This window comes from Xanthomonas sp. LF07-6 (genome assembly GCF_034105445.1).
Lineage (GTDB): Bacteria > Pseudomonadota > Gammaproteobacteria > Xanthomonadales > Xanthomonadaceae > Xanthomonas_A > Xanthomonas_A sontii.
This window is the reverse complement of sequence record NZ_JAXGGI010000007.1, coordinates 101,728-114,615: the sequence shown is the minus strand read 5'-3', so window position 1 is coordinate 114,615 and position 12,888 is coordinate 101,728. Positions and strand designations below refer to the sequence as shown.

The window sequence follows — 12,888 nt, the reverse complement described above, 5'->3', positions numbered from 1 at the left end:
CTTGGCGCATGTCTGCCGCCCCCACTCCGCCCGCGTCCGCCACCCAGGCCGCACCGCCGCCACGCTCGCCCCGCCACTGGCCCACCTGGCTGCTGCTCGGCCTGGCGGTGATCGCCGCGCGCCTGCCCTGGCTGTTGCAGCGCGCCCTGGGTCGCGGCATCGGCTGGCTGGCGCTGCGCCTGGCCGGCACCCGCCGCCACGCCGCCGAGGTGAACCTGACACTGTGCTTCCCGGAGCAGAGCGATGCCTGGCGCGAACGCCTGCTGCGCGACAGCTTCGATGCGCTGGGCGTGGGCGTGTTCGAATTCGCCCGCGCCTGGTGGGGCGGCATCGGCGCGATCCGCCGGCGCACCCGCATCGAGGGCCTTGAACACCTGCAGGCCTTGCAGGCGCAGGGCCGCGGCGTGCTGCTGGTGTCGGGCCACTTCATGACCCTGGAGATCTGTGGCCGGCTGCTGTGCCAGTACGTGCCGCTGGCCGGCATGTACCGGCGCCACCGCAATCCGGTGTTCGAATGGGCGGTCAAGCGCGGCCGTCTGCGCTACGCCACCGCGATGTTCGCCAACGAGGACCTGCGCGGCAGCGTGCGCCATCTCAAGCGCGGCGGTTTCCTGTGGTACGCGCCGGACCAGGACATGCGCGGCAAGGACACGGTGTTCGTGCCGTTCTTCGGCATGCCCGCGGCCACCATCACCGCCACCCATCAGTTGGCGCGGCTGACCGGCTGCGCGGTGGTGCCGTACTTCCACCGCCGCGAAGGCGCCGACTACGTGCTGCGCATCGCGCCGCCGCTGCAGGACTTCCCGTCGGAGGACATGGTCGCCGACACCGCGCGGGTCAACGCCGCCATCGAGGCGATGGTGCGCGAAGCGCCGGCGCAGTATCTGTGGATCCACCGCCGCTTCAAGCGCCAGCCCGGCGGCCGCAGCGACTTCTACGAGCGCGACTGAGCGCTCACCCCGGCGTCGCGGCGTCGGCGCGCTCGCCCGGTTCGGGGTCGTTCGCCAGCAGGGCGCCGGCGTACAGGCCGATCAGCAGCATGGTCAGCCCGCCCCAGAACGACGAATAGAACGCCAGGTGGGTATTGAACGGGAACACCGTGATCAGCAGCGCCTGCATCGCCGGGCGCGCCCGCTCGCGCGCCTGCGCCGAGGCGTAGCGCCACGCGCGCCACGCCTGCGCGGCACCGGCCAGCCACAGCAGCAGGCCGATCACGCCGGTCTCGGCGAGCACCTCGAGCACGATCTGGTGGGCATGGAAGGCCGGCTCGCGCCCCCATTCCCCGGCATGGCTCGGATCCGGGTCGCACCCGACGTAGGCCTCGCGGAAGCCGCGCACGCCGACGCCGTTGATCGGGTGCTGGCGGATCATGCACCAAGCCGCGCTCCAGATCTGCGCACGCCCGGTCAGCGCCGCGTTGAGGTCGGCCGGATGCCCGCTGAGTGCGCGCGCGGTGCGCTCGAAGCGGTCGTGCACCTGCGGCGACACCACGCCCAGCACCCCCGCCACCAGCAGCGCGGCCACGCCCAGTGCCAGCAGCTTGCGCGCACCGAGCAGGCGCCAGCCCGACAGCACCAGCAGCACCGCGAAGGTGATCCACGACGCGCGCGATCCCGCCAGCACCAGCACCACGCCGACCGCCCCTGCCGCGATCAGCCAGCCCCAGGCACCGCCGCGGCGCGCAGCCAGCCACAGCAGGAACGGCGAGACACTGGCCAGCACCTGGCCGAACTTCAGGTTGCACGGGCCGAACACGCCGCTGAGGCGATCGGCCAGGGCGATCTCCTGCGGCGTGCACAGGCCGTGGTGGCTGATCGCCCACTTCAGCTGGTCCAGCGACCAGAACAGCGGGCTGGTGCCGCACAACGCCTGCGCCAGCGCATCCACGGTCCAGATCGCGGCGATCACCGCCAGGCCGTTGAAGGTGGTGCGGCGACCGCGCGTCGTCGCCACCGCCATCGCCACCAGCCACAGGAACGGCAGGAAGCGCAGGTCCACCGCCGATTCGCGCAGCGCCAGCGGCACGTCCACCGCGCCCAGCGCCGACAGCGGCTGCGGCAGCCAGTAGGTGAGGAACAGCAGCGTGGTCAGCGCCCAGGCCGGGCCGCTGAGCAGGCGCGCGCCGCCGCGGAAGCGGCTGTGCAGCAGGCGCGCCAGGGTGACCAGGGCGCCCAGCGCCAGCACCCCGGCGGCCAGGCCGGGCGCCGGCCACAGCGCGACGAACACCAGCACCCAGACCGGCGCCCAGCGTTCGCGGACTTCGGGCAAGGCAGAAGCGGACAGGGAACCGTCAGGGCCGGAGTTCGTCATAGATCGCCAGAGTGCTGCGCTGCATCGCCTGCAGCGTATAGGGGAGCGTCGCTGGCGGCACCGGCGGATGTGCCAGCAGTGTGCGCGCGGCCGCCAGCAGGGCCACGGCGTCGAAGGTCGCCACGGCGCCGGCGGGCTGCAGCTGCGCCAGCAATTCGCCGACCCCGCCATGCGCCCAGCCCAGCACCGGCCGCCCGACCGCCAGCGCCTCGACCACGGTGCGACCGAACGCCTCGGGCTTGCGCGACAGCTGCAGCACCAGGTCGCTGGCGGCGTAGGCGTCGGCGATGCGCGCGGTCGGCGGCGTGAACGCCACCGCGTCGGCCACGCCGAGGGTCGCCGCCTCGGCTTCCAGTTCGCGGATGTAGGCCTCGCGCCCGGCCTCGCGCGCGCCCGGCAGCCACAGCCGCGCGTCGCGTCCCTCGCCGCGCAGCGCCGCCAGCAGGCGCAGCGCGTCGGCGTGGCCCTTCAGGCGGGTGCCGCGCCCCGGCAGCAACAGCAGCGGCCCATCCCCGGCCAACGCCGGCGCCTGGCTGACGGCCCTGGCCCGCGCCTGCGCATCGGGCCAGGGACGGCGCGGGAACTGCGCCGGATCGATACCGCGCGGCACCACCCGCAGGCGCGCCGGATCGGTCTGCGGATAGTGCTGCAGCACATACGCGCGCACCGTCTCGGACACGCAGATGACCCGCTCGCCGCGGGTCATCACCGCGCTGTAGCGGCTCGGCGAGTTGAGCCCGTGCACGGTGGTGATCAGGCGCGGACGCTGCGCCGCCGGCATGCCCTGCAGCGCGCGCCAGCCCAGCCAGGCCGGCAGCCGCGAGCGCGCGTGCACGATGTCGGCGCGCTCACGCGCGAACAGACGCCGCAGCGCCGGCACGTGGCGCAGGGTCAGCAAGGACTTGCGGCCGATGTCCAGGGCGATGTGTTCGGCGCCGGTGGCGGCCAGCGCCGGCAGCAGCCGGCCGCCGGCCGACACGACCACGGCGCGATGCCCGGCCTCGACCAGGGCCTGGGCGATTTCCAGGGTGGACCGCTCGACGCCGCCGGACTCCAGCGCCGGCAGCAGCTGCACCACGGTCAGGCGGTGCATCGAACCCGGATCAGTCGACCAGCACGAAGACCGCGCCGCAGTACGGGCACTTGGCTTCCAGGCCCGGCTCGTCCTCGATCGGCAGATAGACCCGCGGATGCGAGTTCCACAGCGCCATTTCCGGGGTCGGGCAGCTCAGCGGCAGGTCGGCGCGGCGCACCTCGTAGCGCGTCTGGGCATTGGCGGGCGCGGTGGCGGTATGGCTCATGGCGGTGGGGACACGGCAAAAAGGGACAGGCGATTCTAGCAGCCCGTCCCGCCACGGGCGCGGTGCGCGGCGGCGGCCCCAGGCGGTCCTTTCACGCGCCTTTCCGGTTCGCTTGATACGGAACCAACGCACCACTATGCTGGCATCACGCGGCGCCGACATGCCGCTTTGAGGTGTCTCGTGGATATAGGTGTGCGTTTGATGCAGGCGCGGCGAAATGCCGGTTTCACACTGCGCGAGCTTGCCGCCTTGCTGGGCGTGGCGCATAGCACCCTGGGTCATTGGGAGAACAACCGTTCGGTCCCCAATGCCCGGCATTTGCTGAAGATCGCCGAACTTACCGGCGTCGATGCGTATGTGCTGCTGACCGGCAAGCCGTCCAAGCTGAACCAGACCGACAGCGACAGCCTGCCGTTGCCGGTGGGCAAGCGCATGGCCTGAGCGCGGCGCGGCGCCACTGGCGTCGTCCCCGTGCCCGGCTCGACCCCGCGCAGCCCAGGTGCGGGCTGCGCGTGAAGACGCGACTCGCACCGCGACACTTGCTGTCGCCCCGATATGAAACCGCTTCCAGCCCCGCCCTTTCGCTGATCTCGCCGCGATCCGACGCAGCGGTTGCGGCACGCGTGCCGCTGCAGCGTCACTCCCTCACTGCCTCTGGCGCAACCGCGGCCGCCTCCCCTGCCACTCATTCCGTCTGCGGCGACATCGCGCGCTCAGGCACGGCCTCGCGCACGACTCGCACGTGAGGCGCGCGCAGCGCGCGAGCGGATCTCCTGAAGACATGAGGGTGGCAGCCGTGCTGCCAGCCGTGCCGTGTGCGCACGCCCGAAGCGTCGCTTGAGCACATGCAGCCGCACCGGCACCGCAGTCATGCGGGCCGGTGCGGGCTGGAAGCCGCGTGGCGGCTTATTTTTCCGCTTCGAGCTGCTTGCGGATCTGCGCGTCGACCGCGGCGATCGCGGTCATGTTCATCACCCGGCGCGAGGTGGCGCTGGTGGTGAGGATGTGCACCGCCTTGGAAATGCCCATCAAGATCGGGCCGATCGCCACACCGTCGGTGAACACGCGCACCAGGTTGTAGGCGATGTTGGCCGCTTCCAGGTTCGGCAGCACGAACAGGTTGGCGCGGCCCTTCAGCGTGCTGTTGGGCATGATCTGCTTGCGCAGCGCCTCGTCCCACGCGGTATCGCCCTGCATCTCGCCGTCGATGTTGAGCTCGGGCTTGCGCTTGAGCAGCGCCTCGCGCACCTGGCGCATCTTCAGCGCGTCGCGCGAATCGTGGCTGCCGAAATTGGAGTGCGACAGCAATGCGATGTTCGGCTCGATGCCGAACAGCTTCAGGCGATAGGCGGCCTGCAGCGTGGCCTCGACGATCTGCTCCACGCTCGGGTCTTCCTGCACGTGGGTGTCGACGAAGAAGAACGCGCCCTGCTGGTTGATCACACCGGTCATCGCCGAGGTCGAACTGACCCGCGGCTCCAGCGGAATCACGCTGCGCGCATAGCCGAGCTTCTTGTGGAAGCGGCCGACCACGCCGGTGAGCAGCGCATCGGCTTCGCCGCGCGCGACCATCACCGCGGCGATCAGGGTCGGCCGCGAGCGCATCAGTTCCTTGGCCGCGGTGACGGTGACGCCGCGGCGCTCGGTGAGCGCGTGGTAGTACTGCCAGTAGTCGTTGAAGCGCGGATCGTCGTGGATGTTGGTGATCTCGAAATCCACGCCGGCAGTGATGCGCAGGCCCAGGCGCTGGATGCGCGCCTCGATCACGTCCGGGCGGCCGATCAGGATCGGGAACGCCAGGCCCTCGTCGATCACGCTCTGCACCGCGCGCAGCACCACTTCCTCTTCGCCCTCGGCATAGACCACGCGCTGCTTGTCGGCGCGGGCGCGGTCGTACACCGGCTTCATCATCAGGCTGGTGCGGTAGACGAACTGGCTGAGCTTGTCGCGGTAGGCGGCCATGTCGGCGATCGGCCGCGTGGCCACGCCCGAATCCATCGCCGCCTGCGCCACCGCCGAAGACAGCTCGACCAGCAGGCGCGGATCCAGCGGCCGCGGAATCAGGTAGTCGGGGCCGAAGCTCGGCGTCTCGCCACCGTAGGCCGCGCCGAGGTCGGAGGCCTCGCGCCGCGCCATCGCCGCGATCGCCTTGACGCAGGCGATCTTCATTTCCTCGTTGATGCCGGTGGCGCCGACGTCGATGGCGCCACGGAACAGGTAGGGGAAGCACAGCACGTTGTTGATCTGGTTCGGATAGTCCGAACGGCCGGTGCCGATGATCGCGTCCGGACGCACCGCCTTGGCTGCCTCCGGCGTGATCTCCGGATTCGGATTGGCCAGGGCGAAGATCACCGGCTGCGGCGCCATCGTCGCCACCATCTCCGGCTTGAGGATGCCCGCGGCCGACAGGCCCAGGAAGATGTCCGCGCCCTCGACGATCTCGGCCAGGGTGCGCTTGTCGGTGTCGCGCGCGTAGCGCGCCTTGTCCGGATCCAGGTCGGTGCGGCCGGTGTGGATCACGCCGTCGCGGTCCAGGGCCAGGATGTTCTCCGGCTTCAGGCCCAGCGAGACCAGCATGTTGACGCAGGAGATGCCGGCCGCGCCCATGCCGGTGGTGGCCAGCTTGACCTCTTCGATCTTCTTGCCAGTGACCACCAGCGCGTTGAGCACGGCCGCGCCGACGATGATCGCGGTGCCGTGCTGGTCGTCGTGGAACACGGGGATGTTCATGCGCTCGCGCAGCTTGCGCTCGACGATGAAGCACTCCGGCGCCTTGATGTCTTCCAGGTTGATGCCGCCGAAGGTCGGCTCGAGGCTGGCGATGATGTCGACCAGCTTGTCCGGGTCGTTCTCGTTGATCTCGATGTCGAACACGTCGATGCCGGCGAACTTCTGGAACAGCACGCCCTTGCCTTCCATCACCGGCTTGGACGCCAGCGGGCCGATGTTGCCCAGGCCCAGCACCGCGGTGCCGTTGCTGATCACCGCCACCAGGTTGCCGCGCGCGGTCAGTTCGCTGGCCTGTTTCGGATCGGCGACGATGGCCTCGCAGGCGAAGGCGACGCCCGGCGAATAGGCCAGCGAGAGATCGCGCTGGGTCAGCATGGGCTTGGTCGCGGAGACCTTGATCTTGCCCGGCGGCTGCTGGCGGTGATAGTCGAGGGCGGCCTGTTTGAAATCGTCGTTTGACATCGAGGGCTTCTTTTGTCGAAAGGCGCGGAGGCCCGGAATTCTACCCCCAGCCGCAGGAGCGGTCCTGTCTGGCGGCTGTCGCCACGGCCTTGAGGGCAGGAAAAAAGCAACGCGCCGGCAAGGCCGGCGCGTGGTGTGATGCAAGGGATCAGCGCGTGGCGAGCGGTTCGGCCGCCACCGCCGGCAGCGGCACGGCCTCGCCATCCAGCGCCAGGCGCAGGCGGTCGCGATCCAGCGCATTCTCCCAGCGCGAGACCACCACGGTGGCCACCGCATTGCCCATGAAGTTGGTCAGCGAGCGGCATTCGCTCATGAAGCGGTCCACGCCCAGGATCAACGCCATGCCGGCGACCGGCACTTCCGGCACCACCGCCAGCGTCGCCGCCAGGGTGATGAAGCCGGCGCCGGTCACACCGGCCGCGCCCTTGGAGCTGAGCATCGCCACCAGCAGCAGCGTGATCTGATGGCCCAGAGTGAGTTCGGTGTTGGTGGCCTGCGCGATGAACAGCGCCGCGAGCGTCATGTAGATGTTGGTGCCGTCGAGGTTGAACGAGTAACCGGTGGGCACCACCAGGCCGACCACCGACTTCTCGCACCCGGCGCGCTCCATCTTCTCCATCAGCGACGGCAGCGCCGATTCGGACGAGGACGTGCCCAGCACCAGCAACAGTTCCGTCTTGAGGTAGCGGATCAGCTTGAAGATCGAGAAGCCGCACAGATAGGCGACGGCGCCGAGGATCACCACCACGAACAGCAGCGAGGTGACGTAAAACGAACCGACCAGCCAGGCCAACTGCACCAGCGAGTGCAGGCCGTGCTCGCCGATGGTGTAGGCGATCGCGCCCAGCGCGCCGATCGGCGCGGCCTTCATCAGGATGTGCACCAGCTTGAACACCGGCGCGATCAACGCCTCCAAGAAGTTCAGGACCGGCTTGCCGCGCTCGCCGACCATGGCCAGCGACACGCCGAACAGCACGGCGACGAACAGCACCTGCAGCACGTTGGTCCCGACCAGCTTGCCGTTGACCACCTGATCGCCGGTGAACGCACCGATCAGCGAATTGGGGATGATGTCCATCAGGAAGCCGACCAGGGTCAGGTCGTGCGACTTCTGCACGTAGCTGGCGACCTTGCTCTGGTCCAGCGTGGCCAGGTTGACGTCCATGCCCGCGCCGGGCTGCACCACGTGCGCGACGATCATGCCCACCACCAGCGCCAGGGTGGAGAAGAACAGGAAGTACACCATCGCCTTGCCGAACACCCGGCCCACCGTCTTCAGGTGCGTCATGCCGGCGATGCCGGTGACGATGGTCAGGAAGATCACCGGCGCGATGATCATCTTCACCAGCTTGATGAAGGCATCGGCCAGCGGCTTGAGCTGCGTGGCGAACTGCGGCTCCAGATGGCCGAGCACGGCACCGATGACGATGGCCACCAGCACCTGGACGTAGGTATGCCGGTAGAACGGCACCGGCCGCGGCGCAGGGCTGGCCGGGGAAGTTGAGATATGCATCGAAGGCGCTCCGGGACGGTCCGCCCACCCGACGCGGGTCGCGGAATGCTGCCTTTGTACGCGTCGCCAGCGTCTAAGCAGATAACCTATTGGTACTAGGCCCGGCGCCGCGCCGTGTCGACGCGGTTACAGTGGCGCGGCAGGCTCACGGAAGGGCTAACGCAACGCCGCACGCAGACGCCGCCCCTCGCGGCCGATGGCGGCGTGGCCGCCATCGCAGCGCACGTCTTCAGGGGGAGACGGCGCCGCAGGACTGCAACATCGCCGTAAAGAACGGCCGGGCGCGTCCGCTATTGCATGCAGGGGGCATCGCGTCCGGCACCGTGTCCGCATCGCAGCGGCCTCGCCGTTCGCGTGCGGTCCACCGCCGCACTGCCCGCGCCATCCATGGCACCACCAGCCCGGCCGGGGACTGCCGCGCCTTCATTCCTTACCGAGACGACTCCATCATGCGCCACACTCTCCTCTTCGCTGCGCTGGGCCTGACCGCCGCCGCTCCCGCCGTCGCCGCCAACGGTTTCGACGACTGGCCGACCAAGGTCGCCTTCAACGACGGCACCGAACTGGCCGTGACCGGCAACTACGCCTACGACTGGAACAACTTCTCCAACGACGACGGTCGCCTGGAGGACGACAACGCGTTCCGGCGCAAGGAGTTCGGCGCCACGCTGAAGAAGAAGGGCGTGTACGACGCGATGGTGTACTTCGACTTCCAGTCCAAGCTGTGGCTGGACGTGTTCTTCCGCTTCGAGACCAAGGCCCTGTTCGGCGCCGACTACGGCAAGGTGCGCCTGGGCTACATCAAGGTGCCGGTGGGCCTGGAAGGCGTGACCAGCTCGCGCGCGGACAGCTTCATGGAAGTGGCGCTGCCGGTGCAGGCCATCTACCAGGGCCGCCGTACCGGCGTGGAGTGGACCTTCGAGCGTCCGCAATACCTGCTGCAGGCCGGCGCCTACGGCGGCAAGGACCTGCAGGGCGACAACCCCGGCACCACCCAGGCGGTGCGCGGCGTGTGGACCCCGTTCAAGGCCGACGGCGACGTGCTGCACCTGGGCCTGGCGTACTCGCAGGAGAATCCGCGCGGCTACCACAATGGCCTGGACGTGAGCTTCAGCCCGCGCGCGCGCTTCCGTGCGCGTCCGGAAGCCGGCCTGACCGACGTGCGTCTGATCGATTCGGGCACGCTGGTCGACGTCGACCAGGTGCGCCGCACCGGCCTGGAGGCGATCTGGATCAAGGGACCGTTCTCGATGCAGGGCGAGGCGCTGCGCGCCGACGTGACCCGCGACAACGGCCGCCCCGACTACACCGCCGACGGCCAGTACGTGTTCGCCAGCTACGTGCTGACCGGCGAATCGCGGCCGTACAGCGCCGGCAACGTCGGCAACATCAAGCCGGCCAACGCCTACGGCGCGGTCGAGCTGCTGGCGCGCTACAGCCGCCTGGACCTGGACGACGGCACGGTGCTCGGCGGCCGCCAGCACGACTGGACCGTCGGCGCCAACTGGTACCTGACCAGCCACTTCAAGTTCCAGGTCAACTACGTGCGCGCCGATGCCGAACGCGCCGGCGTGCACGTCAAGCCGAACTCGCTGGACGTCCGCGCCCAGGTCCAGTTCTGAGCAAACGCACGCCGGCCGCAAAGGCTGCGCAGCGAGCCGCAGGAAGGGCCTCGGCGATGCCAAGGCCCCTTGGGTGATGCGGCCCCGGCGCCCACAGCGTGTTCGCAGCACATCCGCAAGACGACACCGGCGACGTTCCCTGATGCGATCGGCGTTGCACCTGCCGGCGGTTTTGGCTCGTTGGCGCTCCGCGACGCCCGCCATCTCCGCCGCATGTCGCAAACGGCAGCGCACCCTCTAAGCTGATGCGGTCCCGGTCGCCGCGTTCTTCCGCATGCCCTCGCTCCTGCGCCATCGTCGCCTGATCCTGCTGCTGGTCGTCATCGTCGGCGGCATGGTGATGGCGATGCTGTCGGCGCAGCACGTCGCCGAACAGCGCGCGCTGCGCGCCGAGAGCGTGCAACTGCGGCAACAGCTGGAGCTGTATGCGCAGACCCTGCAGCAGCGCATCGACCGCTACCGTACCCTGCCACAGGTGCTGGCGCTGGATCCGGAACTGCGCGACGCCCTGACCCATCCGCTGGACGCGGCCACCCAGCAGCAGTTGAACCTGAAGCTGGAGCGCGCCAACGACGTCACTCGCTCCTCGACCCTGACCCTGATCGACGCCAACGGCGTGGCCCTGGCCGCCAGCAACTGGCGCCTGGCCAGCAGCAACGTCGGCGCCGACTACAGCTTCCGCCCCTACGTGAAACAGGCATTGGCGCAGGGCAAGGGCCGCTTCTACGGCATCGGCATGACCACCGGCGTGCCCGGCTACTTCCTCTCGCAGGCGATCCTCGACGCACGCGGGCGCCCGCTCGGGGTGATCGTGATCAAGATCGAACTGGCCGCGCTGGAGCACGAATGGCTGCGCGTGCCCGACGTGGTGCTGGTCAGCGACGGCCACGGCGTGGTGTTCCTGTCCAGCCGCGACGTCTGGCGCTATCGCCAGTTGCAACCGCTCAGCGCGCACGAGCGCGACGAACTGCTGGCCACCCGCCAGTACGCGCAACAGACGCTGCTGCCGGCGCGACGGCGGGTGCTGGAGACGCTGGACGACGGCGGCCAGGTGATGCGCATCGACATGCCGGCGCAGCCGGCGCCGCTGCTGTGGCAGAGCATGGCGCTGCCGGAGGGCGGCTGGCGCCTGCACCTGCTGCACGACGTCGGCGGCAGCCGCGCGGCCGGCCGCGCCGCCGCGCTGGCCGCGGCCGGGATCTGGCTGGCGCTGTCGTTCCTGGGCCTGCTGTTCCAGCAGCGCCAGCGCCTGGCACGGCTGCGCCAGCGCAGCCGGCGCGAACTGGAGGCGTTGCTGCAGCAGCATGCGCAGGAGCTGCGCACCGCCCAGGACGGTATCGTGCAGGCCGCGCAGCAGGCCGACACCGGCCTCAGCCGCAGCCTGGAGCACCTGCCGCAGGGCGTGGTGATCATCGATGCGCAACTGCGCCTGGTGGCGTGGAATTCACGCTATCTGGAGATCTTCCGCTTCCCGCCGGAACTGATCCGGGTGGGGCGCCCGATCGAGGATGTGTTCCGCTACAACGCACGCCGCGGCCTGCTCGGCCCCGGCCCGGTGGAAGCGGCGATCCAGCGCCGCCTTGACCACCTGCGCAGCGGCCGCCCGCACATGCGCGAGAGCGAGAAGGACGACGGCACGGTGCTGGAGATCCGCGGCAATCCGCTGCCCGACGGCGGCTTCGTGACCAGCTACGCCGACATCACCAGCTACAAGAACGCCGCGCGCGAACTGCGCTCGCTGGCCGACGCGCTGGAGCATCGCGTCGCCGAACGCACCCACGACCTGGCCGAGGCCAAGCGCGAGGCCGAGAACGCCAACCGCTACAAGACCCGCTTCGTGGCCTCGGCGGTGCACGACCTGCTGCAGCCGCTCAACGCCGCGCGCATGTTCGTCTCGGCGCTGCGCGGCAAGCTGCACGAGGCCGATGCGCGGCAGATCGCCGACCATGTCGACAACGCGCTGGCGGCGCAGGACGCGATCCTCAACAGCCTGCTGGACATCTCGCGACTGGAAGCGGGCACGTTGAAGACGCAGGTGCAGGACCTGGCGCTGGACCCGCTGCTGCAGACCCTGGCACGCGAGTTCGGCATCGTCGCCGAAGGCCGTGGGCTGCGCCTGGACTACGTACCGACCCGCGCCACCGTGCGCAGCGACGCGACCCTGCTGCGGCGCATCCTGCAGAACTTCCTCTCCAACGCGGTGCGCTACACCCCACGCGGACGGGTGCTGCTGGGTTGCCGGCGCGACGGTGCGCAGCTGCGCATCGAAGTGCACGATCAGGGACCGGGTATTCCCGACGCCCTGCAGCAGGAGATCTTCGAAGAATTCCGCCGGCTTGGCGACGGCGTCGCCAACGATCGCGGCGCCGGCCTCGGCCTGGCGATCGTGGAGCGCATCGGCCGCCTGCTCGGCCACCGTATCGGCCTGCGCTCGCAGTTGGGCCGCGGCAGCGTGTTCTCGGTGACCGTGCCGCTGGGCGATGCCGCTGCGGCGCAACGCCAGGTGCCGGCGGCGATGGCCAGCGACAACGGCGACGACCCGATCCTGCATGGCTGCCGGGTCTGGTGCATCGACGACGACCCGCGCGTCTGCGAGGCCAGCCGGACCCTGCTGACGCGCTGGGCCTGCCAGGTGGAACTGGCCGCCGGCCCGGACCAGGCGCTGGCCGCAGCGCAGCCGGCACAGGCGCCGGAACTGGTATTGCTGGACGTGCGCATGGGCGACTGCCACGGCCCGACCCTGTTCGCGCAGCTGTGCGCACGCTGGCAGGCCGAGCCGCGGGTGATCCTGGTCACCGCCGAAGCCGATCCGGCGCTGCGCACCCTGGCGCAGGAACGCGGCTGGGGCTTCCTGGCCAAACCGGTCCGCGCGCCAGCCCTGCGCGCACTGATGACGCAGATGTTGCTGCGACGTGGGTGAGGCGTGTGAGCGGTTTATCAGGCTTGGGGA

General features: G+C 69.9%; 9 protein-coding genes. 4 read left to right on the top strand and 5 right to left on the bottom strand.

The window, feature by feature from the left end:
* Window positions 1–8 precede the first annotated feature (8 nt).
* Window positions 9–950 carry an LpxL/LpxP family Kdo(2)-lipid IV(A) lauroyl/palmitoleoyl acyltransferase gene (locus SLW56_RS12805; protein ID WP_320694951.1) on the top strand — a complete coding sequence of 314 codons (942 nt, stop codon included), beginning with the start codon at window positions 9–11 and terminating at the stop codon, window positions 948–950.
* Between the two features lie 4 nt (window positions 951–954).
* On the opposite strand, the gene SLW56_RS12800 is transcribed toward SLW56_RS12805, so the two are convergent.
* From SLW56_RS12800 to SLW56_RS12790, 3 genes are read right to left on the bottom strand one after another with little or no spacing between them, the layout of a single operon-like run.
* Window positions 955–2,310: an O-antigen ligase gene (locus tag SLW56_RS12800; RefSeq protein WP_320694950.1), complete on the bottom strand. Its 1,356-nt coding sequence runs from the start codon at window positions 2,308–2,310 to the stop codon at window positions 955–957.
* Window positions 2,291–3,403, bottom strand: coding sequence for a glycosyltransferase (locus tag SLW56_RS12795; protein ID WP_320694949.1), 1,113 nt, complete (start codon window positions 3,401–3,403; stop codon window positions 2,291–2,293). Before SLW56_RS12795 ends, SLW56_RS12800 begins: the two co-directional genes overlap by 20 nt.
* A 10-nt stretch (window positions 3,404–3,413) precedes the next feature.
* A complete protein-coding gene (locus tag SLW56_RS12790) occupies window positions 3,414–3,611 on the bottom strand; it encodes a zinc-finger domain-containing protein (protein ID WP_010344507.1) in 198 nt (65 codons plus the stop codon).
* 180 nt (window positions 3,612–3,791) lie between these two features.
* Here SLW56_RS12790 and SLW56_RS12785 point away from each other — a divergent pair, with 180 nt between their 5' ends.
* Window positions 3,792–4,052, top strand: a complete 261-nt coding sequence (locus SLW56_RS12785; protein WP_225851569.1) for a helix-turn-helix transcriptional regulator — start codon at window positions 3,792–3,794, stop codon at window positions 4,050–4,052.
* Window positions 4,053–4,517: 465 nt separating this feature from the next.
* Here the strand turns inward: SLW56_RS12785 and SLW56_RS12780 are convergent, their stop codons facing one another.
* Together SLW56_RS12780 and SLW56_RS12775 are read right to left on the bottom strand one after the other, a co-directional pair.
* Window positions 4,518–6,803 (bottom strand): NADP-dependent malic enzyme, encoded by a 2,286-nt coding sequence (locus tag SLW56_RS12780; RefSeq protein WP_017910606.1) that lies wholly within the window; start codon window positions 6,801–6,803, stop codon window positions 4,518–4,520.
* A gap of 148 nt (window positions 6,804–6,951) precedes the next feature.
* The gene (locus SLW56_RS12775; protein ID WP_267084073.1) at window positions 6,952–8,316 is read right to left on the bottom strand and encodes a dicarboxylate/amino acid:cation symporter; all 1,365 of its coding nucleotides are present in this window, start codon (window positions 8,314–8,316) and stop codon (window positions 6,952–6,954) included.
* 449 nt (window positions 8,317–8,765) lie between these two features.
* Here SLW56_RS12775 and SLW56_RS12770 point away from each other — a divergent pair, with 449 nt between their 5' ends.
* Window positions 8,766–9,938, top strand: coding sequence for a porin (locus SLW56_RS12770; protein WP_295957962.1), 1,173 nt, complete (start codon window positions 8,766–8,768; stop codon window positions 9,936–9,938).
* Between the two features lie 274 nt (window positions 9,939–10,212).
* Window positions 10,213–12,858 carry a PAS-domain containing protein gene (locus SLW56_RS12765; protein WP_267084074.1) on the top strand — a complete coding sequence of 882 codons (2,646 nt, stop codon included), beginning with the start codon at window positions 10,213–10,215 and terminating at the stop codon, window positions 12,856–12,858.
* Window positions 12,859–12,888: the final 30 nt, after the last annotated feature.